21 protein-coding genes are annotated in these 26,093 nt (G+C 65.7%); 11 read left to right on the top strand and 10 right to left on the bottom strand.

Going from position 1 to position 26,093, the window contains the following annotated elements; all coding sequences use genetic code 11:
• Positions 1-12 precede the first annotated feature (12 nt).
• Positions 13-1,053, bottom strand: coding sequence for an ABC transporter substrate-binding protein (locus tag GDH07_RS24940; RefSeq protein WP_152899219.1), 1,041 nt, complete (start codon positions 1,051-1,053; stop codon positions 13-15).
• A 483-nt stretch (positions 1,054-1,536) separates the two neighbouring features.
• Between GDH07_RS24940 and GDH07_RS24945 the strand changes: the two genes are divergently transcribed.
• Entirely contained in the window at positions 1,537-2,685 is a 1,149-nt protein-coding gene (locus GDH07_RS24945) for a MalY/PatB family protein (RefSeq protein ID WP_152899220.1), read from the top strand.
• A 23-nt stretch (positions 2,686-2,708) separates the two neighbouring features.
• Here the strand turns inward: GDH07_RS24945 and GDH07_RS24950 are convergent, their stop codons facing one another.
• The 3 genes from GDH07_RS24950 to GDH07_RS24960 all read right to left on the bottom strand — a co-directional run bounded on the left by GDH07_RS24950 (position 2,709) and on the right by GDH07_RS24960 (position 6,568).
• Positions 2,709-4,319 (bottom strand): gamma-glutamyltransferase family protein, encoded by a 1,611-nt coding sequence (locus tag GDH07_RS24950; protein ID WP_152899221.1) that lies wholly within the window; start codon positions 4,317-4,319, stop codon positions 2,709-2,711.
• A gap of 93 nt (positions 4,320-4,412) precedes the next feature.
• A complete protein-coding gene (locus tag GDH07_RS24955; protein ID WP_022639275.1) occupies positions 4,413-5,420 on the bottom strand; it encodes a zinc-dependent alcohol dehydrogenase family protein in 1,008 nt (335 codons plus the stop codon).
• Between the two features lie 179 nt (positions 5,421-5,599).
• The gene (locus tag GDH07_RS24960; RefSeq protein WP_152899222.1) at positions 5,600-6,568 is read right to left on the bottom strand and encodes a GNAT family N-acetyltransferase; all 969 of its coding nucleotides are present in this window, start codon (positions 6,566-6,568) and stop codon (positions 5,600-5,602) included.
• 175 nt (positions 6,569-6,743) lie between these two features.
• On the opposite strand from GDH07_RS24960, the gene GDH07_RS24965 reads away from it, so the two are divergent.
• The 4 genes from GDH07_RS24965 (at position 6,744) to GDH07_RS24980 (ending at position 11,806) form a co-directional block, all read left to right on the top strand.
• Positions 6,744-7,253, top strand: a complete 510-nt coding sequence (locus tag GDH07_RS24965) for a sigma-70 family RNA polymerase sigma factor (RefSeq protein WP_152899223.1) — start codon at positions 6,744-6,746, stop codon at positions 7,251-7,253.
• On the top strand, positions 7,250-8,233 hold the full coding sequence (locus GDH07_RS24970; protein ID WP_152899224.1) for a DUF4880 domain-containing protein: 984 nt from the start codon (positions 7,250-7,252) through the stop codon (positions 8,231-8,233). Before GDH07_RS24965 ends, GDH07_RS24970 begins: the two co-directional genes overlap by 4 nt.
• 116 nt (positions 8,234-8,349) lie before the next feature.
• Positions 8,350-10,755, top strand: a complete 2,406-nt coding sequence (locus tag GDH07_RS24975; protein WP_152899225.1) for a TonB-dependent siderophore receptor — start codon at positions 8,350-8,352, stop codon at positions 10,753-10,755.
• Between the two features lie 112 nt (positions 10,756-10,867).
• Complete coding sequence (locus GDH07_RS24980; protein WP_152899226.1) at positions 10,868-11,806, top strand: alpha/beta hydrolase; 939 nt, start codon at positions 10,868-10,870, stop codon at positions 11,804-11,806.
• A 42-nt stretch (positions 11,807-11,848) separates the two neighbouring features.
• On the opposite strand, the gene GDH07_RS32585 is transcribed toward GDH07_RS24980, so the two are convergent.
• The 3 genes from GDH07_RS32585 to GDH07_RS24990 are packed head-to-tail and all read right to left on the bottom strand — an operon-like array spanning position 11,849 to position 15,437.
• Entirely contained in the window at positions 11,849-12,862 is a 1,014-nt protein-coding gene (locus GDH07_RS32585) for an ATP-binding cassette domain-containing protein (RefSeq protein WP_343038334.1), read from the bottom strand.
• Positions 12,832-13,695, bottom strand: a complete 864-nt coding sequence (locus GDH07_RS32590; RefSeq protein ID WP_246196036.1) for an ABC transporter transmembrane domain-containing protein — start codon at positions 13,693-13,695, stop codon at positions 12,832-12,834. Before GDH07_RS32590 ends, GDH07_RS32585 begins: the two co-directional genes overlap by 31 nt.
• Positions 13,692-15,437 (bottom strand): ABC transporter ATP-binding protein, encoded by a 1,746-nt coding sequence (locus GDH07_RS24990; RefSeq protein WP_152899227.1) that lies wholly within the window; start codon positions 15,435-15,437, stop codon positions 13,692-13,694. Before GDH07_RS24990 ends, GDH07_RS32590 begins: the two co-directional genes overlap by 4 nt.
• Before the next feature lie 376 nt (positions 15,438-15,813).
• On the opposite strand from GDH07_RS24990, the gene GDH07_RS24995 reads away from it, so the two are divergent.
• The 6 genes from GDH07_RS24995 (at position 15,814) to GDH07_RS25020 (ending at position 23,054) form a co-directional block, all read left to right on the top strand.
• On the top strand, positions 15,814-16,713 hold the full coding sequence (locus GDH07_RS24995) for a helix-turn-helix domain-containing protein (protein WP_152899228.1): 900 nt from the start codon (positions 15,814-15,816) through the stop codon (positions 16,711-16,713).
• Positions 16,714-16,935: 222 nt separating this feature from the next.
• Entirely contained in the window at positions 16,936-19,167 is a 2,232-nt protein-coding gene (locus GDH07_RS25000) for a TonB-dependent siderophore receptor (RefSeq protein ID WP_152899229.1), read from the top strand.
• A 6-nt stretch (positions 19,168-19,173) separates the two neighbouring features.
• Positions 19,174-20,055, top strand: a complete 882-nt coding sequence (locus GDH07_RS25005; RefSeq protein WP_152899230.1) for a PepSY-associated TM helix domain-containing protein — start codon at positions 19,174-19,176, stop codon at positions 20,053-20,055.
• Positions 20,042-21,175: an ABC transporter substrate-binding protein gene (locus GDH07_RS25010; RefSeq protein WP_152899231.1), complete on the top strand. Its 1,134-nt coding sequence runs from the start codon at positions 20,042-20,044 to the stop codon at positions 21,173-21,175. Before GDH07_RS25005 ends, GDH07_RS25010 begins: the two co-directional genes overlap by 14 nt.
• Positions 21,172-22,239 (top strand): FecCD family ABC transporter permease, encoded by a 1,068-nt coding sequence (locus GDH07_RS25015; protein WP_152899232.1) that lies wholly within the window; start codon positions 21,172-21,174, stop codon positions 22,237-22,239. The genes GDH07_RS25010 and GDH07_RS25015 overlap by 4 nt, the downstream gene beginning before the upstream one ends.
• A 47-nt stretch (positions 22,240-22,286) precedes the next feature.
• Positions 22,287-23,054, top strand: coding sequence for an ABC transporter ATP-binding protein (locus GDH07_RS25020; protein WP_152899475.1), 768 nt, complete (start codon positions 22,287-22,289; stop codon positions 23,052-23,054).
• 72 nt (positions 23,055-23,126) lie between these two features.
• On the opposite strand, the gene GDH07_RS25025 is transcribed toward GDH07_RS25020, so the two are convergent.
• The 3 genes from GDH07_RS25025 to GDH07_RS25035 form a co-directional block, all read right to left on the bottom strand.
• Entirely contained in the window at positions 23,127-24,308 is a 1,182-nt protein-coding gene (locus GDH07_RS25025; RefSeq protein ID WP_085598006.1) for a sugar transporter, read from the bottom strand.
• Between the two features lie 125 nt (positions 24,309-24,433).
• Entirely contained in the window at positions 24,434-25,042 is a 609-nt protein-coding gene (locus GDH07_RS25030) for a TetR/AcrR family transcriptional regulator (RefSeq protein WP_031320020.1), read from the bottom strand.
• A gap of 138 nt (positions 25,043-25,180) precedes the next feature.
• Positions 25,181-26,068: an alpha/beta fold hydrolase gene (locus GDH07_RS25035; RefSeq protein WP_022639303.1), complete on the bottom strand. Its 888-nt coding sequence runs from the start codon at positions 26,066-26,068 to the stop codon at positions 25,181-25,183.
• Positions 26,069-26,093: the final 25 nt, after the last annotated feature.

Consider the following 26,093-nt stretch of genomic DNA (forward strand, 5'->3'; position numbering starts at 1 on the left):
GGATGCGCTCGCTCAGCGGGCGGCCCAGGCGTTGAAGCGCTGCTCCAGGTCCTCGCCATGGTCGACCCAGAAGCCGGCATCCACCGCTCGCGCGCCCTGCAAGTTGGCTTCATAGGTAGGCAACTGTCGCTGTACCGAAGGCGGTAGCAGCCCCAGGGCCTGGCGGTGCACCGGCCCGTAGGGGATGTGCTGCGAGAACGCCTTCTGCGCCTCCGGTTGGCTGGCGAAGCGGATGAACTCCTCGGCCAGCGCCTTGTTCGGCGACCCCTTGACCACCGCCCAGTACTCCGGGTCGTACAGGCTCTGGGGCCAGAGGATGCTCAACTGCATGCCCTCCTTCTGGGCCATGGCGATCCGCCCGTTGTACGCGGCGCTCATCGCCACGTCCCCGGCCACCAGCCATTGTGGCGGCTGGGCGCCGGCTTCCCACCATTGGATGTACGGCTTGATCTGGTCGAGCTTGGCAAAAGCCCGGCTCACGCCCTCCGGGGTACCCAGTACCTGGTACAGCTGGGCTGGCGCTACGCCATCGGCCAACAGGGCAATCTCCAGGGTGTACTTGGCGCTCTTGCGCAAGCCACGCTTGCCCGGAAAATCCTTGAGATTCCAGAAATCGGCCCAGGACTCCGGCGCCCTGGCCAGCTTTTGCGGAGCGAAGGCCATGACCATCGACCAGACATAAGTCGCCACCCCGCACTCGGTCAGGGTGCCGGGTACGAACTGCCCGGGGTCGCCAAACTTGCCCAGGTCCAGGGGCTCGAACAGCCCTTCGTCGCAACCGCGCAGCAGCTCGGGGCTCTCCACTTCGACCACGTCCCAGCTGGTCTTGCCGACTTCGACCATGGCCTTGATCTTCGATAGCTCGCCATTGTATTCGCCGGCCACCACCCGAGCCGCGCCACTCTGGTTGAACGGCTGGAAGTACGCCTGTTCCTGGGCCTGCTTGGTCGCGCCGCCAAAGGAGATGACCGTGAGGTTCCGCGGCTCGGCCGCCACGCCGGTGCACAGCACCAACAACGACCACGCAACACCGCAACGCAAGATATTGGACATGTACCCATCCTCGAATAAGCCGGTCCGCCCGCACGAACCCGCACTGCATGAGCCTGGCAACGACCGTAGCCACGGGCGGTACCGCGCCAGGCAAGAGCAAGCTCTTCAGTGCCGTACCGCAGGCCACAAGGCCCTGGCGGTGTTGCCGCGGGCGCCATGGCCCGGTTCGTTGGAAGTATCCCGGGGCCCGGGTGCAGGGGCCGGCCAGGTCATGTTCGAAGGACAATTCATCGCTTGCCCCCTGTTGTTTTTGTAGGAAGAACAAACCGATCGGTAGTGCAGCGCCAGCACACCCCATCTCTAGGGGCAGGCGCATGCCGGGGCCATTGTTCGCCGAACCCCAGGTATCGCGAAACGAGGCTTTTAAGAGGCACAGGCAAGGAAAAAGCTGCCTTGCAGGCGCACCCCAGGGGCCATGCCCAATGCCGGACAAGCCAGCTAGAATCTCTGCACCTTTGCCTTGCAAGCCGACGAGACCCGCCCATGAGCTACGACTTCGATACCCTGCACCCACGCCACGGCACCGGTAGTACCAAGTGGAGCCGCTACCCCGAGGACGTATTGCCGATGTGGGTGGCCGACATGGACTTCGCCGCGGCGCCGGAGATCATCGATGCCCTGCGCCAGCGCCTGGAGCACCCGCTGCTGGGCTACAGCGTGGCCCGCGACGAGCTGCGCGCGGCGGTCGTCGCCGACCTGTGGCACAAGTACGCCTGGCGCGTGCAACCCGACGAGCTGATCTTCCTGCCCGGGGTCGAGCCGGGCTTCAACATGGCCCTGCACGCCTTCGTCAAGCCACACCAGCAGGTGGTGGTGCAGACCCCCAACTACCGGCCCCTGCGCCTGGCTCCCGACAACTGGCAACTGCGCAAGATCGAGGTGCCGTTCCAGGTCACCGCCGAAGGCACCTACACCACGCCCCTGGCCGAACTGCGCCAGGCCCTGCAGGGCGCCGGCGCGCTACTGCTGAGCAACCCGCACAACCCCCTGGGCAAGGTCTTCCCCCGGGAAGAACTGCAAGCAGTGGCCGAGGCCTGCCTGGAACAGGGCGCGCTGATCGTATCCGACGAGATCCACGCCGAGCTGTGCTTCGACGGTCGCCGGCACATCCCCACCGCCACCCTCGGCCCGGAGATCGCCCGGCGCACCATCACCCTGATGTCGGCCAGCAAGGCCTACAACGTCGCGGGCATGAAGACCTGCTTCGCCATCGTCCAGGACCCCGCCACCCGCCTGGCCTTCAACAACGCCCGCGCCGGCATGGTGGACAGCGTCAGCCCCCTGGGCCTGGAAGCCACCCACGCCGCCCTGACCCAGGGCGACGCCTGGCGCCAGGAGCTGATCGCCTACCTGCAAGCCAATCGCGACTACCTGCTCGAAGCGGTGCGCACTCGCTTGCCGGGCATCCGCATGCACGCACCGCAAGGCACCTACCTGGCCTGGCTCGATTGCAGTGGCCTGGGCCTGGAAGATCCCCACGCCTTCTTCCTCGAACAGGCCAAGGTCGGCCTCAGTGCCGGGCTGGAATTCGGCGACGACTGCCAGCAGTTCGTGCGCCTGAACTTCGGCTGTCCACGGGCACTGCTGGAAGAAGGCATCCGGCGCATGGAACAGAGCCTGGGCCAGCGCTGACCCAGGCGCCACACACCTAGCGCCTACCAGACAGCGATATGCGAGTCCGCCCGGGGCTCGGTGCCGCCACAGAGCACTGCGCTTTGCGGGTCGCGCAGGATGATCTGGCCGCGACCAAAGCGGCTCAGATCATGGGCAACCTGGACCTGGTGCCCACGGCGAACCAGTGCCTCGAGCAACTCGCCAGGGGCACTGTGCTCGATGGCGACCTGCTGCTGGCCCAGCCATTGCCAACGCGGGGCGTCCAGTGCCGCTTGAGGGTTCAGGCCGAAGTCCACCAGGTTCGTCACCATCTGGACATGCCCCTGCGGTTGCATGTAGCCGCCCATCACGCCAAAAGGCCCCAGGGGCACGCCCCCCTGGCTGAGAAACCCCGGGATGATGGTATGGAAGGTCTTCTTGCCCGGGGCCAGGCAATTGGCATGGGCCGGGTCGAGGCTGAACTCCTGGCCACGGTTCTGCAGGGCGATGCCGCTGTCAGGCAGCACCACGCCCGAACCGAACCCGTGGTAGTTGCTCTGGATGAACGAGACCATGTTGCCCTCGGCATCGGCCGTGGCCAGGTACACCGTGCCACTGGCCTGGGGATCGCCCGCCGTCGGGAGCCGCGCCTGGTCACCGATCAGTGCCCGGCGGCGCCGGCTGTAGGCATCGCTGAGCAGGTCGCTGACCGCCACCCGCATATGGGTCGGATCGGTGATGTAGTGCAAGCCGTCGCTATAGGCCAGCTTCAGGGCCTCCAGTTGCAGGTGCCATGTGCGCGGGCTGTCGCGCTGGTCGAACTCGAAACCTTCGAGCAGCTTCAGGGCCATCAACGCCACCAGCCCCTGGCCGCTGGGGGGAATTTCCCAGACTTCATAACCTCGGTAATCGATCTTGATCGGCTGCACCCATTGCGGCCGGTAATCCTGCAGGTCGCTGGCCCGCAGGTAACCGCCCGTGGCCCGGGAATGGGCGTCCAGGCGCTGGGCCAGCTCGCCGCGATACAGGCTTTCACCAGCGCTGGCCGCCAGCGCATGCAGGGTCTGGGCCAGGGCCGGGATGCGGAACACTTCACCGGCCCGCGGTGCACGGCCCTCGATCAGGAAGGTCGCGAACCAGGGCTCCAGTACCGGATCACCCTGCGCGCTGAACAACTCCAGGGCCCGCTGCCATTGCAGGGCGACCACCGGCGACAACGGGAAACCGTCGCGGGCCAGCTCGATGGCCGGCTCCAGCAATCGGGCAAACGCCAACCGGCCAAAGCGCCGGGACAATTCGGCCCAGGCCGCCGGGCAGCCAGGTACGGTCACTGGCGTCCAGCCATGGAGCGGCATCCGCACATGCCCCGCGGCCTTCACCGCATCGATGTTCAGGGCTGCCGGAGCCTGGCCATTGGCGCTCAGGCCATGGAGCTGGCCCTGGGTCCAGACCAGGGCAAAGGCATCGCCGCCCAGGCCGCAACCCGTGGGCTCGACCACTGTAAGCACCGCAGCCGTGGCAATCGCCGCGTCGATGGCGTTGCCGCCCTGGCGCAGGACCTGGATACCGGCCTCGGCAGCCAGTGGCTGGGACGTCGCGACCATGCCACGGCGAGCGAACACGCTCTGGCGTTGCGAGGCATAGGGGTAGTGATGAGCGGAGAACTTCAACATGGCCAGAGCCCTTCCAGAGCGGATTGCGGCACACCGTTGAAGCAGTATGGACGGCAACGCCGGAGTAGCGACCGACGTTGCCCTGGCTGGACCTCAAAGGCTCAGGCAGATTTTCCCCAGGTGGGCGCCGGAGGCTTCATGGGCGAAGGCCTTGGCGATCTCGGCCAAGGGGAAGGTGCTGTCGATCACCGGCTTGATGCCGGTGGCTTCCAGGCCACGGACCATCTCCACCTGCTGCTGGCGGCTACCGACGATCAAGCCTTGCAGGCGCTGCTGCTTGGCCATCAGGGCTGCCGTGGGTACCGGCCCGGCCCAACCGGTGAGCACGCCGATAAGGGCGATGTGCCCACCGATCCGGCACGCAGTGATGGACTGGGCCAGGGTGCCCGGGCCGCCGACTTCCACCACATGATCGACGCCCCGCCCGCCGGTGAGCTTGAGCACCTCGGCGCCCCACTCCGGCTGGGTGCGGTAGTTGATGGTGTGGTCAGCCCCCAGCTCGCGTACCCGCGCCAGCTTGGCGTCCGAGGACGAAGTGGCGATCACCGTGGCGCCCATGGCCTTGGCCAGTTGCAAGGCGAAGATCGATACCCCGCCCGTACCCAGCACCAGGACGGTCTCACCGGCCTTGAGGCCGCCGTCTACCACCAGTGCGCGCCAGGCGGTGAGCCCAGCCGTGGTCAGGGTTGCGGCTTCGGCGTGGCTGTAGCCCTTGGGCGCATGGGTGAACCAGTGGCTGGGCTGGATCACCACCTGCCGGGCATAACCATCGACGCCGTCGCCAGGGGTGGTGCTGAAGTCGGCGATGGCCGGGCCACCGTCATGCCAATGGGGAAAGAAGCAGGACACCACCGCGTCGCCGACCTTGAATTCGCTGACGCCCTCGCCCACGGCCTCCACCACACCGGCGCCATCGGCCATGGGAATTCGTCCATCGGCGGTGGGCAGGCCGCCGGTCACCACCGCATAGTCGTGATAGTTCAGGGAACAGGCATGGATCCGCACCCGGACCTGCCCGGCGCCGGGCTGGCCCGGGTCGGGCAGCTCGACGAGCTTCAGGTTGTCCAGGGATGCCGGCAGGCTGAGCTTGATGGCTTGCATGGGAGGTACTCCACAGATCGATAATCTTCCAGGGGGCTAACCCTACCACCGAACGCCTGGCTGTAGCCGCTGCCGCAGGCTGCGAGCACTGTATCGCCGGGATGCAGGTTTTCAGCCGCTACGGGTTAGACCCAAAATCGCCAGCAAGGCCCTGCGGGCCTTTGCTCAGCTTCGCAGGCTCAGCAGCGGCTACAAGGTTCCACTCCCGGCCGCACAAAACATTGCTCGGTCACGGTCGCGCCCCATTGCTCGCCCAGCTGTTCCTGCACCAGCACAAAACCCTGTTCCTCATACAGCGCGCGTGCCGCATCCAGGCCCTTGAAGGTCCACAAGCGGGTGGCAGCGAAGTTCCACTGGTCGCAGAACGCCAGCGCCTCGACCAGCAGCCGCCGGCCCAGTCCCAGGCCGCGAGCAGCCTCATCGAGAATGAAGCAACGCAGGATCGCCTCGTCGCCCTCGCCCTCCCCATCAATGGCAATGGAACCGACAATCCGTTCCCCCTGCAGCGCCACCCAGACTTCATTGCGCGGGTTGTGCAAACGCCCCATCAGCTCGGCCATGTCCGCCGCCACCAGGCTTTCGAAGGGCTGGCCGAAGCCGGCACGAGCGGCGTAGTAACAAGCGTGCATCTCGGCGATACGGCCAATCACCCCCGGTCGGTAGCCCCGGGCGATGGTGCCGCATGCGAGCTGCTCGGGCGCCTCGCCCAGACGCACCGCGCGCAACGCTCGGGCATAGTCGGCGATGCCCGCAGAAGCACTGCGCTGCTGTTCCGCGGTCAGGTGCGCTAGGGCCGCGGCCACCTGGGTCTGGGCGAAATGGTCGATGCCCTCCAGGGTCTGGCGCCCGCGGGCGCTGAGTTGCAGTTTCTTCGAGCGGGCGTCCTGTTCATGGGCCAGTTCGCTGATCTCGCCCGCCTCCACCAGTTTGCGCACCAGGCGGCTGACGCTGGATTTCTCCAGCCCCAGCAGCGTCACCAGATCACCGGCTGTCAAGGCATGGCCCTGGCCGATCTCCAGCAACGCATGCACCGCCGAGGGTGGGTAGTCGGTGGCGGCCAGGGTGGCTTGCATGAAGCCCAGCTCGCGGACCATCTGCCGGGACGCTTGGCGCAACTGCGGGATAAGGGAAGCGGATTGGCTCGACATAAGGGTGACCTCGCAAGTGAGGTACTTAGTTGTACCTTACAACCATTTAGCCCACAACCCCGGCTCAGGGTGACGACAAGCCCTGGTGGACAGTGATAAAAATTCAAGCATCCAATAATGAGAAGCATTACCATAAGCACCCATTTCGCTCACCTCGACCTCGGAACCCTTATCGATGGTGCCCACCCCTTCGCTCCAGCACGCCGTTGGCGAGCTCTACCTCCAGCATCACAACTGGGTGGTGCAACTGCTGCGACGCAAGCTCGGCAACCAGGACCAGGCCATGGACCTGGCGCAGGACACCTTCGTGCGCATCTTGCGCAGCGAGCAACTGCCGGTGCTGCGCGAACCCCGGGCCTACCTCAACACCGTGGCCAGCCGCCTGTGCGGGCAGTATTTCCGCCGCCAGGCCCTGGAGCGCGCGTACCTGGAGACCCTCGCGCAGCTGGAGCCGCAGCACCAGCCTTCGCCGGAAACCCGACTGCTGGTACTCGAGGCGCTGGACGCCGTGGGCCAGGTGCTGGACGGCCTGGGCGGCCGGGTGCGCGAGGTGTTTCTGCTGTCCCAACTCGAAGGCCTGACCTACCCGCAGATTGCTGAACGCCTGCAGCTCTCGGTCAACGTGGTGCAAAAAGCCATGCTCAAGGCCTACCGCCATTGCTATGCGGCGGTGTACCCGGGATGAACGCCTTCCAGCCGGTGGACGATCAGGGCGCGGTAGAACAGCAGGTTCTGGACCAGGCTCTGGAGTGGCTGGTGCTGCTGCAATCGGGCATCAGCAGCCCCGAGCAGCAGGCCGCCTGCCTGGCCTGGCGCCGGGCCGACCCGCAGCATGAACTGGCCTGGCAGCGCCTGGCCGGCATCGGCCAGGACCTGCGCGACAGCACCCGCAGCCTGCCTGCGCCCCGTGCCCGGCAACTGCTGCAGGCTCGCAGCCACCCGGGGCGGCGCACCCTGCTCAAGGGCATCGTCGGCCTGGGCGTGGTGGCCGCCAGCAGTTGGAGCGTGCGCGAACGACTGCTGTTGCCGCAGCTGTTCAGCGACTATCACACCGCCACCGGCGAGCGCCGCCAGTTGCAACTGGTCGCTGGCGCCAGCCTGCAATTGGACACCCGCACCAGCCTCGATCAGCAGGCCAGCCCCCAGGGCTTGCAACTGCGGCTCAACAGCGGCCGCCTGTTGCTGACCCTGGGCAACGCCGCACCCGTGCAGATCATCACCGCCGATGGACGCATCCAGCTCGCGCCGCGCTCACAACTGATCCTCAGCGTTGGCTTGCCGGGCATCAACGGCACCCGGGTACAACTGCTGGCCGGCAGCAGCTCGGTGAGTACCGCCCATGCCCCTGCGCTAAACCTGGGCCCAGGCCAGCAAGTGGATGTCGCCCAACAGCGAATCGGCGCCCTGGCCGTCGTGCCCACCACGGCCAATGCCTGGACCCAGGGCCTGCTGATTGCCGAGCGTCGCCCCCTGGGCGAGGTGATCGCCGAACTCGACCGCTATCGCCCCGGCCTGTTGCGCTGCGCCGCCGAAGTCGCTGGTTTGCGGGTTTCCGGCTCGTTCTCCCTGAACCAGCCGGACGCCAGCCTCGATTTGCTGGCCAAGACCCTGCCGATTCGCATCCGGCGGGTAATGGGGTACTGGGCCTCCGTGGACGCTGCCTGATTTTTCCTCAGTTTTTTTCAGGACGGCGGCAGTTTTTTCAATCTCGTGCATCAAGACCAGGGAAGAAGCTGGAAAACAGCTCTGTGCCAACCCTTTCCAACCCACGGATTTTCCTTATGCACATTCGCCTTACGCCACTTGCCGCGGCCTTGCGCACGGTCGTCATCGGCCTTGCCATCGCCAGCTGCAGCCCGCCCCTGCTGGCTGCGGATATCCCGTCTGTAGGCTATGACATCGCGCCAGGCAACCTGGACCAGGTGCTGGGCGCCTTTGGCCAGCAGTCCGGAACCATGATCGCCGTCGACTCGAACCTGACCCAGAGCCTACGCAGCCCAGGCCTCAAGGGCCGTTTCGCCGTCAGCGAGGGGCTGCAACAGCTACTGGCCCCACTGGGGCTTGTGGCAGTGAAAGAAGGCGAAGGCTACCGGGTTCAAGTGGCCTCGCAGGTAGCCAGCGCCCCTTTACAACTGGGAACGACCAGCGTTATCGCTAACCAGTTGGGCACGGTCACCGAAGGCACGGGCTCCTACACTCCAGGCACCATCGCCACGGCCACGCGCCTGGTGCTGACGCCACGGGAAACGCCACAGTCGATTTCGGTCGTCACCCGACAAGCCATGGACGACTTCAACATGAAGTCGATCGACGATGTCATGCGCCATACGCCAGGCATCACCGTCGCGGCCTACGACAGCGACCGCACCAGCTACTTTTCGCGCGGTTTCGCCATCCAGAACTTCCAGTACGATGGCATCCCTATCCTTCAGGACCCCCAGTACTCTTCCGGCCATACCCTGACCGACACCGTGATCTATGACCGGGTAGAAGTACTCAAGGGCGCCACAGGCCTGCTCACCGGAGCGGGCGGCCCCGGCGGCACGATCAACATGGTGCGCAAGAAACCCACCTCGGAGTTCAAGGGTTATGTGGACCTGGGGGCAGGTTCCTGGGACAACTACCGCACTGAAATCGACGTCAGCGGCCCTTTGACCGAAACGGGCAACGTACGCGGCCGCGCCGTCGCGGCTTACCAGGACAAAAAGTCCTTCCTGGATCACTACTCGCGCAAGACCAACGTCTACTACGGGATTCTTGAGTTCGACCTGTCGCCCGATACCTTGCTGACCGTAGGCGCCGACTATCAGGACAGTAACCCGAAGGGTTCTAGCTGGTCGGGCGCCGCTTCATTATTCAACTCGGATGGCAACCGTATCAGTACCCCACGTTCATTCAACAACGGTACAACCTACAGCCGCTGGGAACAGTACACCCGTACCGTATTCGCCACTCTGGAACACAGCTTCCAGAACGGCTGGGTAGCTAAAGCGCAGTACAACCACCAGATCAACGGTTACAACGCGCCACTGGCCGCCCTGCTATCGCCGGATGTCCAGACCGGAAATGCCAGGCTCCTGACTCGTAAATACACCGGTGAAACCACCAGTGACACCGGTGACCTGTATGCCACCGGCCCCTTCAGCTTGTTCGGGCGTGAACACCAACTGGTCGTCGGCACTTCGGTTTCCCGTTCACGCTGGCTGGGGCGCGATTACACCAATGCCAGCAGCATCCCAAATCCTGACTACTTCAACTGGACAGGCAAGGCACCAAAACCGGATTGGGGTCCGCAAACCAGACGCAACGACGAGCTCACACGCCAGAGCGCAGGCTACATCACTGGCCGCTTCAGCCTGACCGATGACCTGAGCGTAATACTCGGCACCCGAGTCAACAATTACGAGGTCAGCGGTACCAGCCAGATCAAGGACACAGGCAAGGTGGTTCCTTATGCCGGCGTAGTCTACGACCTCAACGAGAACTTCTCGGCCTATGCCAGCTATACCGAAATCTACCTGCCGCAAGACGACTATCGCGACAGGAACAACAAGCCGCTCAAGCCTGACGAAGGCAAGAACTATGAAGTCGGGCTCAAAGGTGAGTTCTTTGATGGACGCCTGAACTCCAGCCTCGCCTACTTTGAGGTTCACGAGGAAAACCGCCCGGTCGACGACCTCAGCTACATTCCCGACACCATCTCCGGACTCGACAGGGCATCCAAGGGCGCCAAGGCTAAAACCAAGGGATACGAAGCGGAAATCTCCGGTGAGCTGGCACCTGGCTGGCAGCTGCAAGCCGGCTACACCCACAAGATCATTCGCGACCAGACAGGCCAGAAGGTTTCCACCTGGGAACCAGAAGACCAGATCAACCTCTACACCAGCTACAAGCTGACCGGCCCTCTGGACAGGCTCACCCTCGGCAGCGGCGTACGCTGGCAAGGCACCGGCTGGCAGATTCTCAATGTCAATAAATACGGCAAAGAGAGCAAGGAGAAGTTTTCCCAGGATCCGCTCTGGCTGGTTGACCTGATGGCCCGCTACCAGATCACCGATAACCTTTCCGCCTCGCTGAACGTCAACAACGTATTCGACAAGAAGTACTACACCAATATCGGCTTCTACAACTCAGCCTACTACGGCGACCCACGCAACGTGATGGTCAGCACCCGCTGGAACTTCTGACCCGATCCGCCCGGCGCCTGCCGGGCGGTCATTGGAAACTCGACGAAAATCTATGCGACCTTCCTGGCGACATCTGTTAAAACGCGGTTTTGATTCCTCCATGGTGCCCCGCATGTCCCCGCCCCTGCTCCAGCGCCTTGGCCGTCGCTGGCTCCCCCTGCTGTGCATGGCCCTGCTGATCATCGGCCTGCCGACCAGTTGCGCGGTGCTGCAGTACAAGGAACGCCAGCTGGTGTTTCGCATCGAGCCTGGTACTGCCGGCTGGTTCCACGGCCTGCCGCAAGCGGTGCAGGAGTTGGAACTCAAGTCCAGCCGCTTCAGGGCCGGACAGAACCTCCACGCCTGGTGGTGGCCGGCGCAACGCGCCGATGCGCCTGCGATCCTCTATCTGCACGGGGTGCGCTGGAACCTCACCGGCCAGCTGTTTCGCATCGAGCAGTTGCACGCCCTGGGTTATTCGGTGCTGGCCATCGACTACCGGGGGTTTGGCCAGAGCCACGGCGAGCTGCCCTCGGAAGCCAGCGTCTATGAAGACGCCCGCGTGGCCTGGGAACGCCTCAAGGTATTGCAGCCCGAGGCGGGCAAACGCCTGATCTACGGCCACTCCCTGGGCGGCGCGGTGGCCATCGACCTGGCCGCCGAACTGGGTCGCCAGGCCGCCAGCGAACAGCGTCCGGTGGCCGCGCGCGGCCTGATCGTCGAATCCACCTTCACCACCCTGGGCGACGCGGCGGCGGCAGTGACCAAGACTTCGCTGCCGGTGCGCTGGCTGATGTCGCAGAAGTTCGACTCCATCGACAAGATCAGCGAAATCGGCATGCCGTTGCTGGTGGTCCACGGCCTCAAGGACGACTACGTACCAGCGCGCCTGAGCCGGGAGCTGTTCGCGGCGGCGGCACAACCCAAGACATTGCTGCTGGTGCCCGGCGGCACCCATAACAACAGCATGAACCTGGCCGGCAAGGACTATGCCGTGGCGATCGGTACCCTGTTGAAGAGCCAGCCAGGCAAGCTGGCAGGACCAGCCACCGCCAGCAAACCGCTGGGCTGACAGCTGGCGCGAAGCGCGACGAGGTCATCGCGCGACAGACCGTTACCCGCGTGACTTGCTACTCCAGCGTGCCCGATACCTGCGGGGCGCGCAGGAGGGTTCCGATTGCCAGCCCGCCTCTGGATCAGCATCCGCGGCGGCAGCTGCCTGGTCTTGGTCATGAGGCTCGCGCAAGCGCCAGCGATTGATCGCCTCTCGTTCATGAAACAACTGGCGATAGCGCCCTGGTACAGCCATCAGTTGTCCATGGCTGCCACGCTGGACCAAGCGTCCCTGGTCCAGCAACAGGATCTGCCCGGCAGCGGGCGCAAGGGTCGGTTTATGAGTCACCAGCACCACCGTGTGCTTGCGCGCCAGTTGTAGCAGGCAATGATTGACTCGGGCCTCGCTGATGGCATCCAGGGCCGCCGTAGGCTCATCCAGCAGGATCAACGACGCGTCCTTGAGCAGCACCCGGGCCAGGGCCAGGCATTGCCGCTCACCGCCAGACAGGCTGACCCCGCCTTCGCCGACAAGCGTCTGCCAGCGTTCGGGCAAACGTTGAGCAACACGGTCGAGGCCGACACTCCGAGCCACCGCCATCAACTGCTCGTGACTCGCATCGGGACGCCCCACGCACAAGTTCTCCAGCAGACTCGCTGCCAGGGGCGGACAATCCTGGAACATCAGGGCAATAGCCGCATCGCGATGGGATGCCGATACCTGTCGCAGATCGACGCCCCCCAGCAGGATCGCGCCACCGCTGACATCACTGAAGCGCGCCAACAGGCGTAGCAGGCTCGACTTGCCGGAGCCCGAAGCGCCCACCACCAGGTTCAGCGAGCCCGGTTCCAACTCGAAATCGATGTCCTGCAACAGGGCCCTGCCCTGGCGTACCAGACTGGCATTGCGCACCACCACTCGCCGGCCATCGGGCTCGACGGGCTGCACAGGTTCGGCAAGAGCCGGCAGGCTCAGCAACTCACGCACCTGCTCCATGGCGTGGCGGGTCTGGCGCAAGGTGGTTCCCAGATTGACCAGGGTACTCAACGGCTCCACCAGGCAGGTCGCAAGCACCGCCAGCGCCAGGTATTGGGCCGCTCCAAGGCTCCCCCCAGCACAGCGTAGAGCCCGCACAAGAGGACCGCGCTGTAGCCCATCTGGAGTGTCACCGCCAACCCCAGGGCAGCGGGAAAGGTACGCCAATGGACTCGGCGTTGCGCGGCACACTGCTCTTGCAATGCCTCACCCAGCAAATTGAAGCCTTCGCCATTACGCCCGCTGGCTCGCAGCAGCGGCTGCTGCCGGAGAAACTCCAGAACACGTGCAGCGGCTTCGTTGGCCGAAGCCTCGCTGAGTACCTCGGCCTCCCCTCCCCAGCGCACGCCCCAGTGATAGAGCAGCAATAACAGCGGCATGCTGGCCAAGGCTGCCAGTGCCATCGAGTGGTCATAGAAAAACAGCGCCACCAGCAGGGCCAACGGCGTCAGCAATGCGTTGGCCATGGGTTGCAGCAGATGCGCCGGGGCACTCATGACTTGCAATACCGTGTGCGTCACCAGGCGATTGAGCTGAGCGCCACGGCGCTCGACGTACCACTCCAGGGGCAAGCGCGCCAGTTGCTGGCCAATGCGCAGGTTCAACGCCTGCGCGGCGCAAGCTCCCGCACGATATCCGGCGAGCTGCGCCTGCCTGCGCAGCCACAGGCAGAACACGGCAAGGCCGGCCAGCCCCGCGGTCCAGGCGAGGGTCGCATGGCCCACCGGGCCGCTGAACAAACTGGACAAGGCCATTGGAAACAAGGCCAGCGCGCAGCCCTGGGCCAGGGCACTGATCGCCATGCGCAGCAGGGTCCGACGCAGGATCCGGGCCTCCCGGGGCTGCAAGCTGTGCAACAAGGCTGCGATCATGACCGGTCCTCCATCGCGGGCCAGGCGCACAACTGTTCCGCCGCCCACATCCCGGCGTAGACCCCACGCTGCTCCAGCAAGTCTTGATGGCGACCGTACTCCACCAGGCGACCGGCCTGCAGCACCGCGATCCGGTCAGCATCCTGGATGCTGCTCAGACGATGGGCGATGACCAGTACCGTACGTCCCCGGGCCAGGCGCGAAAGCGCCTGCTGGATCGCAGCCTCGGACTCTGGATCGCTGGCGGCGGTGGCCTCGTCCAATACCAGGATCGGTGCCTCGCTGAGCATGGCGCGGGCTATCCCCAGACGCTGCACCTCTCCACCGGACAACTGCAGGTCGTTGCCCAGCAGGGTGTCGTACCCCTCAGGCAAGGCGCGGATGCAGTCATGTATCTGCGCCGCCCGCGCTGCTTGCTCCACCTCTTCCAGGCTCGCCTGCGGCCGAGCCAGGCGCAGGTTGTCCAGGACACTCGCGCGCAGCAGTTGCACGTCCTGGAACACGAAGGCCACCTGGCGATGCAGGTTGCTGTCGACGATGTGCCGCAGGTCGACTCCCCCAATACGGATAGCGCCGCCCGTGACATCGGCAAAACGCAACAACAAGCTGGCCAGCGTGGATTTTCCGGCACCAGAATCACCCACCAGCGCGGTAAGCGTGCCAGGCTGCAGGCGCAGGTCGATCCCCTGCAATACCCGGGATCCATCGGGATAGCTGAAACTCACATTGTCGAACGTCACCACTGCGCCCTGAGGCTGCAGGGAAATGATTGGAGGCGCCAGCACCGGCGCCTTGAGCACGGCGCAGATCCGTTCGGCTGCCTCACGCCCCTGCCCCCAGGCATCCATGCCATGCCCCAGTACAGCGACCGGCGCTGCCAGGGCCGGCCCCAGCAGGGCAAATGGCAGCAACTGCGCCGCAGACAAGATCCCCAGGGCAACCAGCGGCACTCCAGCCACCAATACCAATGCCAGCATGAGCAATGGCGACAGCAGCACTTCCACACTGGCGCCCAGGCCTGCCCAGCGTTCGACCCAGTGGGAGAACAGCCCGGCAAAGCGTTGCACGCATCTGGAGAAATCGTTCTGCACCCGCTCCACCTTGCCGAAGGATTTGACCATGGCAATGCTCTGCACGAAGTTCAGGGTCGCCGTCGACAAGTCACCGAACGCGGCGCCTATCACTTGTCGCTCCTGACGATAGCCAGGGCTGCGCAGCACCCGCAGACGCCACAGGGCCAGCAGCGGCGGCAGTATCACCACCAGGGTCATGGGCAGGCTCACCGTCAACAGATAAACCAGGCTGGCCAGTGGCACCACCACTGCCGCCACCAGGTTATTGGGCATGTGGGCCACCAGTTGATGCAGCGCACCAACGTCATCGAGCAGCGTTCGTTCCGCGGTTTGCCGCTGCCGGCCAAACCAGGCCAGCGGTACTTGTGCCAGATGCGCAGCAATGCGTTGCCGCAGTACTCGTTGCAGATCGGAGTCCGCCAAGTGCGTGATCTGCAATGCCGCCAGCAGCCCCAGCAAGCGCAGCAGCAAGGCCCCGCCACCAGCCAACAGCCAAAGAGAGGCCTGCGATGCAGCCAGCCGGCCATCCAGCAGCAACGGAGCCAACTCCGCCACCGCAACGAAAGGCAAGACCCCTGCCAATGCTGCGACCGCCTGCAATGCCATCGCCGCCAATAACCGTCCACGCACGATCATCAACAACTCAGCGAGCCCGTGCCGCTCGGTCATGGCCGCAGCGCCCCGTAAAGGGCTTGGGCAACGGCACGCCACACCTTGATCCCTACCGTGGATTGGGCTGTCGATCGGGTCCGAGCGACGGCGAGCGGTATGCTCACCGACGTGCCGGATGCTTGAGCGCGGGACTCCTGTGCCATAGGGGATTTCATCCATGAAAAATGAGAGAAATCATTAACGAGCAAATTCCAGGCACCGGCAACGTTGAGTGCTTTCGTTTATGCGGCTTTTTCTTTTGATCAGCAGCCGATCGACACTCGATGCCCGTCGCGGGTCAAGAAGCCGCGACAAAAGAAAATCGTTCTTAATTACAGCATTGCCTTTTCCTGCTAGCGTATGCGCCCTTGTCCAGGCCTACAGGAAGTTCGCCATGCACAATCCTCCTACGAAACCTTCCCGTACCACCGATTTCACCCTGAGTTTCCCCAATATGCAGGGCGGGACAGAAAGCGCCTCGGTACCGGAATTCACCTTGTCCGCCGGCACCATATTGATGGACGGCCAGACCCGGATGCAGGAATCGCTCTGGCAGGGCCTGAAGATCATCCTGGTGCTCAGTGGCCAGCTCAATTGCCGGGTCGAAGGCCAGCCGGAGGTGGAGATCCGCGGCCCGACCCTGTGCGCCGTGGCCAACCAGGGCGAGCACTGCGGCGACCACCTGTTCGCCAGGGGTGTGCCGGTGCGCTACACCACGGTGCAGCTGGACTTCCCCTCGATCCGCAACGTCGGCCTGGAGCCGGAGCGCCTGCTGGACCAGCGTGGCGGCGGGCCTATGCTGTTCTGCCAACCGGCCAGCAAACCCCTGCTGGCCCTGGCGCAGCAGATCGTCACCTGCCCGTTGCAAGGCCCCACCCGCTCCTTCTACTTGGGCGGCAAGGCCCTGGAACTGACCGCCCTGGGGGTCGAGGGCATCCTCGCCCATGCCGAATCCCGACCATTGCAGGACAGCCCCTGCAACTCGGCGGACATCGAGCGTATCCACGCCGCCCGCGACCTGCTGCTCAATTCGTTGCCGGCCTCGCCCTCGCTCTCCGAGCTGTCGCGCCAGGTTGGCCTCAACCCGCGCAAACTCACCGCCGGCTTTCGCCAGGTGTTCGGCACCAGCGTCTACGCCTACCTGCAGGAGCAGCGCCTGGGCGAGGCTTATCGCTTGCTGGCCAGCGGCGAGACCAACGTGTCCAGCGCCGCCTACCGGGTCGGCTACAGCCCCGCGCATTTCTCCACGGCGTTTCGCAAGCGCTTCGGGGTTTCCCCCAAATCCCTGCGCTGACTGTCGCGCCCGCTACACCGGGCGCCCAGTGCTGAACATCGCCTGATCCTCGTCCCCACTCGTCGTTAGTGCCCGCGGGTTTGCACCGGCCCCATCCCGGCTGTGCCAACGGGTACCGCAAACGAAAGAAAAGATCGCTGCAGCCAAAGTTTTAGCCACCAGGCAACGTTCACTAATGAGATACGTTTGCATTCTCATTTAATCCCCATCACGGAGTTAAGCATGGGTACCCGCGTTGCGCACCGAAATACCCCAGGTTGGCCAGTCGAGCATGTGGTCGCGCGCCCCCCGTCCAGCCGCGGTTCGCTGTCCTGCCTGGTCCACGGCGTGGCCCTGGGTCTGTCGCTGACCCAGGCCGCTAGCGCCCTGGCGGCAACCGCCGACCAGGAGCAAGACCAGCCCCTGGTCCTGGACACCAGCGTGATCAGCGCCAACGCCATCGACTCGCCCACCGGCCAGCAAAGTGGCTACGTGGCCAAGCGCAGTCTCAGCGGGACCAAGACCGACGCCACGCTCAGTGAAATCCCCCAGGCGATCTCCGTGGTCACCCGCGACCAGATGGACGCCCTGAAAGTGCAATCGGTGAACGAGGCCCTGCGCTATACCGCCGGGGTCCAGGCCAACACCATCGCCGCCAGCCAGCGCTTCGACACCATTTCGATCCGTGGTTTCGACGTCACTACCGGCATGCTCCGCGATGGCCTCAAGGGCAACACCGCCCAGGCCTGGCCCAAGGTGGAAGCCTATGGCCTGGAGCGTATCGACGTGCTCAAGGGCCCGGCGTCGGTGCTGTTCGGCCAGAACTCTCCCGGCGGCGTGGTCAACCAGGTCAGCAAGCGGCCCCTGGACACCCCTTTCCACGAGGTGGAGATCCAGGGCGGCAGCTTCGGCCGGGCCCAGGGCCAGTTCGATTTCAGTGGCCCCCTGGACGACCAGGGCCAGTTCCTCTATCGCCTGGTCGGCCTGCAACGGGACAGCGGCACCCAGTTCGACCATATCCCCGACGACAAGCAGTTCATCGCGCCATCGTTCACCTGGAAACCCAACGAGGACACCAGCCTGACCCTGCTGGCCGACTACACCAAGGACAGCTTCGGCGCCCCGCGGGTATTCCTGCCAAGTCAGGGCACGCTGCTGGGCAACCCCAAAGGCAAGGTCAAGCGCAACGTGTTCCTCGACGAGCCGGGGCTGGACAACGGCCGCAACCAGTACAGCCTCGGCTACCTGCTGGAACACCGCTTCAACGACGTCTGGAGCCTGAACTCCAGCGCCCGTTATGGCCACGTCAACCTGCTGACCAACACCGTCAGCGGCAGATTCCTCGCCTCCGACCTGCGCACCCTGAAACGCGACGCCTATCGCTTTCGCATCGTTGGCGACACTTACTCGCTGGATAACAACGTCCAGGCCCGCTGGAACCTGAGCAGCACGCAGATGGTCTCGCTGCTGGGGCTGGACTACCGGCGCACCCGCGAGGACTACCATCTGCTGGGCGGCACGGCATCGCCCATCGATATCTATCGCCCGGTGCACGGCGGAGTTTTCTCGCCGGATAAGCCGTTCGCCAACACCATGCAGCGCGCCGATCAGGTCGGGGTCTATGCCCAGCAGCAATTCACCTTCGACGATCACTGGGTAGTCACCGTCGGCGGCCGCCAGGATCGCTCCAACGCCCGTACCGACGACCGCCTGAGAAACACCGGCAACAAGCAGAAGGACGAAAAGTTCACCTACCGTACCGGCCTGGTGTACCTGGCGGACAACGGCCTGGCGCCCTACATCAGCTACTCCACCTCGTTCGACCCGGTGTTGGGCACCAACTTCTACGGCGCGCCGTACAAACCCACCAGCGCCAAGCAGTCTGAGGTGGGGATCAAGTACCAACCGCCGGGCATCGACAGCTACATCACCCTGGCGCTGTTCGACCTGACCCAGGAGAACGTCCTGACCGCCGATCCCGCCCAGTCCTTGAACAAGCTGCAGACCGGCGAGATCAACGTCCGCGGCGTCGAGTTGGAAGGCAAGGCCAGCCTGGCCCAGGGCCTGGACCTGCTGGCGGCGCTGACCTGGAACGACGCCGAGGTGAGCAAGAGCAACAACCCGCTGGAAAAGGGCAAGCGGCCCACCGACACTCCGGAAAAGATGGCCTCGCTGTGGGCCGACTACAGCCTGCCCGACGGGCCGCTGGGGGGCCTGGGGTTCGGCGCCGGGGTGCGCTACATCGGCAGCACCAAGGGCGACCCCGCCAACACCCTCAACGTGCCCTCCTACACCCTGCTCGATGCCGAGGTGCACTACGACTTCGACAAACTGGTCCCGGCGGCCAAGGGCCTGCGCCTGGCGGTCAATGCCAACAACCTCACCGACAAGCACTACTACGAAAGCTGTTCGGTGAGCAGTTGCAGTGCCGGTTACGACCGCAGTCTCATCGCCAGCCTGCGCTACCGCTGGTAGGCCGGCATGCTGCGGCTACGTGAAATCTGGCTCGGGGTCCATCGCTGGCTGGCCCTGGTCCTGGGTTTGTTCCTGGCGCTCCTGGGGCTCAGCGGTGCGCTGCTGGAGCTCAAGGGGCCGATCCTGCGCTGGGAGGTCGGCGGGCAGATGCTACAGCTGGCTCCCGGCGAACACGGCACCCTGCTGGAACAGAGCGCCTGGATCAGCGCTGCGTCCAACGCCTACCCACAGTTGCACAAGGTGTTCGGTGCCGCTGCGCCGCGCCAGGGCTTTCTCGAATCGGACAACGCCATCGTCTTCGGTGCCCTCGAAGATCGTCCTGGCACCGGCATCGCCATGATCGATCCCTACAGCGCCGAGCCCCGGGGGTTCTTCGTGTTCGAGGACCTGTGGCTGGCGCGGCTGGTGGCCTTGCACCGCAGCCTGCTGTTGCCGCCGGCCTGGGGTTCGCTCCTGGTGCTGGCCTGCGGCCTGGCGCTGCTGGCCTCACTAGGTAGCGGCCTGTACCTGTGGTGGCCGGGACGGCGCAGCTGGTGGAAGGCCGCCAGCCTGCGTCCCGGCAGCCGCGGCACCCGGCGCCTGCGCGAGTGGCATAACGTCGCCGCGGCCTGGCTATGCCTGCCCCTGGCGCTGATCGCCGGCAGCGGCGCCTGGCTGGCACAACCGCAGTGGTTCGCCTGGCTGACCGGGCAACCCCTGGCGCTCAAGCCGCTGTTCTCCGCCGCCCACGGCCAGCTGCTGCTGGGCGCTCCCGGTGCCTGGCTGGCTTTTGCCTGTGGCCTGGCGCTGCCCCTGCTGTACATCACCGGCCTGCTGTTGTGGTGGCGCAAGCGCGCCGCTCGCCGGGCCGTCCCATCGTTCAAGGAAATAACCCATGACACACCGTGATCTGTTGCACCGGGCCCGCCGTGGGCTCCTGTTGGGCCTGTTGCCGCTGGGGCTGCTGTGCAGCGCCGCGGCCAGCGCCGCGACCCTCACCGACCTGGCCGGGCGCCAGGTCCAGGTACCGGACAAGGTCGAACGCATCCTGCTCGGCGAAGGCCGGATGATCTATTCGCTGTCGCTGCTGGAGGGCAAGCATCCATTCGCCCGGGTCGCCGGTTGGCAGGGAGATTTTCGCGGCCTCGACGTGCAAGGCTACGGCGCCTTCCACCGGGCCTTCCCGGAAGCCGAGAAGATACCGCTGGTGGGAGGAACCTCCGCCGATACCTTCAGCGTCGAGAAGGCCCTGGCCGTGCATCCGGACCTGGCGATCATGGCCCTGAGCGGCGGCCATGGGCCGAGCCCCGACAGCGAGGCAGTCAAGCAACTGCAAGCGGCCGGGGTGGCGGTGATCTTCGTCGACTTCAGCGACCATCCGCTGAGCAACACCGTGCCCAGCATGCGCCTCTTGGGCCAGGCCCTCGGACGTGAACAGCAGGCCCAGGCATTCATCGACTTCTACCAGCGCTCCCTGGCCCGGGTCACCGACACCCTGGCCCAGGCCGGCCAGCTCGAGCAGCCGACGATCTTCATCGACATGCTCGCCGGCCTCCAGGACTGCTGCGGCTCGCCGGGCACCGGCAACTTCGGCGAGATGATCAAGCTGGCCGGCGGTCGCAATATCGCCGACGGCCGTATCCCCGGGCCCATTGGCACCCTGAACGTGGAATACATCCTCTCCAGCGATCCGGATGTGTACGTGGCCACCGGGGTCTTCGCCGCGGGCCAGGGTGGCGTCACCCTGGGCTACTCGGCCACCCTGCAACAGGCCCACGACAGCCTGCGCCAGGCCGCCCAGCGCCCGCCACTGAACGAACTGCGAGCGGTACGCCAGGGCAACGTGCATGGCCTGTGGCATATCTTCTATGACTCGCCCGAGCACCTGGTGGCGGTCCAGGCCCTGGCCAAGTGGCTGCATCCGCAGCTGTTCAGGGACCTGGATCCGGACCAGACCCGCCGCGAGCTGTACCAGCGGTTCATGCCGATCCCCGCCAGCGGCGTGTTCGCCACGAGCCTGGCGCCATGACCCAGGCGGCTACCGAAGTGCAAGAAGCAATCGCTTCGAGCCACTACCGCCAGCGCCATGGCCGGCGGGTCCTGTTGTTATCCGGCCTGGCCTTGGTGCTGCTGCTGTCCCTGGCCCTGGATATCACCACCGGGCCTTCGGGCATGAGCCTGGAACGCTTGCTGCAAGTACTGTGGGACCCAGGCTCGATGCCCCGGGTCGAAGCGGTGATCGTCTGGAACGTGCGCCTGCCCTACGCCTTGATGGCGGTGCTGGTGGGCGCCGCCCTGGCCCTGGCCGGGGCCGAGATGCAGACGGTGCTCGACAACCCCCTGGCCAGCCCCTTCACCCTCGGCGTCTCTGCTGCCGCGGCCTTCGGCGCGGCGCTGGCCATCGTCCTCGGCCTGGGCTTGCCCGGCGTGCCGGCGCAATACCTGGTCTCGGTCAACGCCTTCGTGTTCGCCCTGGCTTCGGTGGCGCTGCTGTACCTGCTGGCGCGCTGGCGCGGGTTCGGCGTGGAAAGCCTGGTGCTGTTCGGCATCGCCCTGGTGTTCGCCTTCAACGCCCTGGTGGCCCTGCTGCAATTCGTCGCCAGCCAGGACAGCTTGCAGCAACTGGTGTTCTGGACCCTGGGCAGCCTGGCTCGTGCCTCCTGGGAAAAGCTGGCGATCCTGGCCGTGGCGCTGCTGCTGTGCCTGCCATTTTCCCTGCGCCAGAGCTGGGCCCTGACCGCCCTGACCCTGGGCGAGGAGCGGGCCCGCAGCTTCGGCGTCGATGTCGGCCGCCTGCGCCTGCTGTCGCTGCTGCGCATCAGCCTGTTGTCGGCGCTGGCGGTGTCCTTCGTCGGCACCATCGGTTTCATCGGCCTGATCGCCCCGCACATCGCCCGGTTGCTGGTGGGGGAAGACCATCGGCTGTTCCTGCCGGCCAGCGTGCTCAGCGGCGGGTTGATCCTGTCCATGGCGTCGGTGGCTAGCAAGGCGCTGATTCCCGGGGTGCTGATCCCGGTGGGCATCGTCACCGCCCTGGTGGGCATTCCGTTCTTCATGGCCATCGTCATGCGCAACCGTCGAGGTGTCCTGTGAACCATTCTTCATCCTCGGCCAAGGGCTTGAGCACCGCCGGCCTGAGCATGCACTACGGTAACCGGCAGGTGCTCGACACAGTGGACTTGCCGGCCCTGCAGGCCGGCAGCGTGACCGCACTGATCGGCCCCAACGCGGCCGGCAAGTCGACGCTGTTGCGGGGCATTGCCGGCCTGCACAAGACCTCGGGCCAGGTGCTGCTCGACGGTACCGACCTGGCCCGCCTGCCCCAGGTGGAGCGGGCACGGCATATCGTCTACCTGCCCCAGAGCCTGCCGGAGCGGACCCGGCTGTGTGCCTTCGAGGCCGTGCTCAGTGCCGCCATGGCCGGGCACCGCAGCCCCGGCTTCACTCCCGGGCGGCCAAGCCCGGCAGTGTTGCAGGGCGTCGAGCAGGTGCTGGCCGACCTCGACCTGACGCGCCTGGCGGACCGCCCCATCGACGCCCTGTCCGGCGGCCAGCGGCAACTGGTGGGCCTGGCCCAGGCCCTGGTGCGCCAGCCCAAGGTGCTGTTGCTCGACGAGCCCACCAGCGCCCTGGACCTGTACCACCAATGCCAGGTGGTAGAAGCCATCACCCATGCCACCCGCGAGCGCCAGTTGATCACCCTGGTGGTGGTCCACGACATCAACCTGGCCCTGGGTTTCAGCCAACAGGTGGTGGTCCTGCACAACGGTCGCCTGGCCGCCGCCGGCCCGGCCCTGGAGGTGATCGACCCACGGCTGCTGCGCGACGTCTATGGCGTCGATGCCAGCCTGGAACACGTGCGCGGTCGCCCCCTGGTGATGGTCGATGGCCGCCTGCCCTCCCTGTAGGCGCTGTCGAGCCCGCGAGGCTGCGACAAGGCCCGCAGGGCCTTCAATGAACGATCGGTGCCCACCATGGCTTCATTGCGCGGTGGCGCGGGCGATGCGCCAGCTCGACCAGCCATAGAGCATCAGCGCCAGGGCCGCCAGGGCGCCGCCGGCCACGCCGACATAGGCGAACCCCAGTTGCCCGCCGACCCAGCTGCCGAGCAAGGCGCCACCGCCGATGCCGATGTTGTAGATCCCGGAGAACATCGCCATCGCCACGTCGGTGGCGTCCGGTGCCAGGGTCAGGACCTTGGACTGCAGCGAGAGGCCGAACCCCATGATCGCCATGCCCCAGACCACGCTCAGGGCCACCAGCGACCAGACATGCCCGTTGAGCGGCAGCAACAGGCCCAGGCACAGCATCAACAGGGCCACGGCCACCAGCAGGAAACCCTGGGGGCTGTGGCGGTGCAGGCGGCTGAACAGCAGCGAGCCGATGATCCCCGAGCCGCCGAACACCAGCAGCACCAGGGTCACCACGTCGCCGCCCAGGCCCGAGGCCACCTTGATAAAGGGCTCGACGTAGCTGTAGGCGGTGAACTGCGCCGTCACCACCATGGCCGTCAACACATAGGCCGCCACCAGCGCCGGGCGCTTGAACAGCAGCGGCAGGCTACGCAGCGAACCAGAGTTCTGGCTGGGCAACAGCGGCAAGGTGCGGATCAGCCACAGCACCAGCAGAGCCGCCAGGCCGGCGATCACGCTGAAGGTGGTGCGCCAGCCCAGGGCCTCGCCCAGCAGGCGCCCCAGGGGAATGCCCAGGACCATGGCCAGGGAGGTGCCGGTGGCCAGCAGGCCGAGGGCCTGTACCTGTTTGCCCGCGGGGGCCAGGCGCACCGCCAGGGATGCGGTGATCGACCAGAACAACGCGTGCGCCAGGGCGATGCCGATGCGACTGAGCATCAACAGGCCGAAGCTGGTGGCCAGGCTGGACAATATGTGGCTGAGGATGAACAAGCCGAACAGCAGCGTGAGCAAGCGCCGGCGCTCGACGTTGCGGGTCAGCAGCATCACCGGCAGCGAGGTCAGGGAAACCACCCAGGCGTAGATGGTCAGCATCAGCCCGACCTGTTCGCTGGCCAGGTCGAAGCTCGCGCCGATGGCGCTCAGGAGCCCGACCGGGACGAACTCGGTGGTGTTGAAGACAAAGGCGGCCAGGGCCAACGCGATGACCGACTGCCAGTTACCTTGGGGTGTCGCCTGGGGATTGCTCATGTCGGGGTCGTACTACTCGTTCGAAGGTGGAGCGGATGATGGATCCGAGAAAAACCGGGCCCCTGCCCGGCTGGTAGCGCTGTCTGGCGCTCACGGCGAGCGCAGCCAGGGTAATGAGTCGCAGGTTAGCCAGGGGTTAGGTTGCGCGCGTTATCGAACACGCCCATGGCCAGCGCCACCACCTTGCGCAGTTGCTCGGCGCTGGCGCCATCCCGGGCTTGCACCGACAGGCCATGCAGCACCGTAGAGTAATAATCGCCCAGGGAAGTTGCATCGCCATGACCTGCCAGCTCCCCCGCCTGCACCGCCGCCTGCAGCCGCTGGACGATGCTGGCGGTGCGCGCCCGCCGGTGCTCGGCCAGCCACTGGCGCACGCCGTCGTTGTCGCTGGAGCAGTTCACCGCCGAGGACACCACCATGCACCCCAGGGGCTGGCCTGGCCGGGTATAGAGTTGCACGGCCTCGTCGAGCAGGCGGGCGATGGCGGCACGGGCACTGGGCTCTTCGGCCAGGGCGCGGTCGGCGAAACCGCCCTCATGGCTCTCGTACAGCTCGATGGCTTCGCGAAACAGCGCCTCCTTGGAGCCGAAGGCAGCGTAGATCCGTGCCGAGGCGATGCCCAGCGCGGCCACCAGGTCGGCCATGGAGGTGGTTTCAAAACCACGGGCCCAGAACAGTTCGAGCGCCTGGCGCAACGCCTGGTTGCGATCGAATTCGCGGGGTCTTCCAGCCATGGGAATCGGGTATCTCGTCAGGATGAGCGGCGATCGGTGGGGCCCGATCGGCGGCCGGCACGGGGCGCCGGGACGAAATGATATTAGATTTGCGCGCTCCCCGGGCCATTTTCCCTGCCCGGGGACGACGGTCGAGGCTCAGCCCGCCTGCTCTTCCAGGAACGGCAGTAAGTGGGCAAGGAAGGCTTCTGGCGCCTCCTCCATGATGAAGTGCCCGCAGTCCGGCACGATGGCGCCCCGCAGGTTGCTGGCCCGGCCCTGCAGGGTCAGCAGCGGTGCATCGTTGGTGGCATGCTCGGCGCCGATGGCCAGCACCGGCATGTCGAGCATGCGTTCGGCGCGCTGCTGGTTCTGGCGCACGGTCTCGGGAATCGCCCGGTAGTAGGCGAAGCCCGCACGCAGTCCGCCAGGGGCGGCATAGGCCTGGATGTACTCCTCGCTGGCCACCGCTTCGCGGCGATGGGACCACTTGTCGAAGATGTAGTTGAGGTAGACCCGCTCCCGGCCGGCGATCAGCGCTTCCGGCAAATCGCGCAGCTGGTTGAACATGAAGTGCCAGAGAAAGATGTTCTGCCCCGGTTCGACGAAGATCGGCGGCGCCTCGGCCAGCCCCGGAATCACCGCCTCGGTCAGCGCCAGGCGCTCCACGGCCTCGGGCCGGTCGCTGGCCAGGGCGTAGGCGACCCACATGCCCACGTCATGGCCGACCACGCTGTAGCGTTCGAACCCCAGCTGCTCCATCACTCGGTGCAGCACACCGGCCACGGCGCCGGTGTCGTAGCCATGCTCCGGGCGATCGGATTGCCCGGTGCCCGGCGGGTCCACGGCGATGGCCTGGAAACCCCTGGCGGCCAGGGCCTGGATCACCTCGCGCCAGGCGTACCAGGTCTGCGGCCAGCCGGGAATCAGCAGCACCGGCCGGCCACTGCCGGCACTGACGCAATGGATCCGCTGGCCGTCGATGCGCACGTAGCGATGGGCCAGGCCGTTGGCATCGACCTGGGTGTTGTCGGTAAAGGCATTCATCAATAGTGATCTCCGTGGGAAAGGT

The sequence above is a fragment of the Pseudomonas piscis genome (assembly GCF_009380155.1).
Classification (GTDB): domain Bacteria; phylum Pseudomonadota; class Gammaproteobacteria; order Pseudomonadales; family Pseudomonadaceae; genus Aquipseudomonas; species Aquipseudomonas piscis.